Source organism: Zavarzinella formosa DSM 19928, assembly GCF_000255705.1.
GTDB classification, from domain to species: domain Bacteria; phylum Planctomycetota; class Planctomycetia; order Gemmatales; family Gemmataceae; genus Zavarzinella; species Zavarzinella formosa.
Genome location: NZ_AIAB01000548.1, coordinates 1 through 1177, shown reverse-complemented (window position 1 = coordinate 1177; position 1177 = coordinate 1). Strand labels below are relative to the sequence as shown.

Genomic DNA, 1177 nt, shown 5'->3' with positions numbered 1-1177 from the left:
GTTCTTCTTCATGGCATGTTGCCATTTAAATAAACATCTCCAGCAAAAAAGGCTTCAAGCGCTTCTTTGGCAGCGTCGATGGTGGTAAATGACCCAAGCCTCCAAGACTTGTAAGTTGCGCGCCAAGGACTGCGTGGATTGCATGAATTATGGGTGATATACCTTGTGTTGCTTTGCCCAATCGACCTATTTGACGGCTGAGGTATAATCTCTGCCTCATTCGGAATGATGTTTAACCTGGCAAAATCGCCAAAATATCTCTTCGCGGCCATGTTGTATGCGACCGCAGCCTCTAGCTCGGTTGCAAAATTACCCAAACGGATGGATTGTTTCAGTACAGTGATGTAAGAGGCCCAGGATGAGCTGTCAGATCGCCAAGAAACACCCTTGAATATTGAAGTTCCATTTTTGCGATTCTGCGAATTTTGCAAGTTCTGAGTCATCGTGCAGACCCTTAAGTTGCATGAGCGGTTGTCCAGCGTGTCCCCATTGATGTGATCAACATACAGCCCCTTGGCGGCTCCGGTGATCACTCTATGCATGCGGATTGTTGATGGCTTCGCCCCGCCCGCTCTGCTTCCGTTTCGCCCTGCGTAAGGTGCATGATTTTTTACACCGACGTTATACCAGCGATATTTAGACAATTCATCATACCAAGAGGCGTCGACGACTGTCGCTAAGCCATTTCCGATCTGAATCGTTTTCGTTTCTTGTGACATCTAAACCTCCGTTCAATAATTATCCTTCGTTCTTCCTTAAACACCAGCACGGAGAGCCCCGGTGACGGCCAAAGAGAGCCTACCCCAGGCGAACCCGGTGTAAGGCTCTGGTCGGCGGGGACACCATCACGGCTTCACCCCGGCTTAGACCAGCCCTCCTCACGGAACCATCGCGTGAGAGCCAAGGAGCTTTTACCCATGTTCGGGCCGGACGGAGACTCCTTCCTTGCGTGAGCCATTCTCCCTGCCGCTGAGTCCGAACCCCACAGTCGCGGCCTTTACAACCAACGCGCTGCGGTCGACCCAACCACGCTGGAGGACATTCATTTGCCGGTGGTAGGAAATTGGTTGACCGAAGGAGCCAGATGTGGCAGAAACATGGCCAGTTACTTGAGCGTGCCCGGCAAAGAGACGCTTGAGTCAGCCCGGTGTGGAGATGATCCCGCCGGGCATTTCTT

At 52.0% G+C, this 1177-nt stretch carries 1 protein-coding gene; it reads right to left on the bottom strand.

Annotated elements, in window-relative coordinates:
• Positions 1–8: 8 nt before the first annotated feature.
• On the bottom strand, positions 9–719 hold the full coding sequence (locus BGIM_RS56715; RefSeq protein ID WP_084759610.1) for an HNH endonuclease: 711 nt from the start codon (positions 717–719) through the stop codon (positions 9–11).
• Positions 720–1177 lie beyond the last annotated feature (458 nt).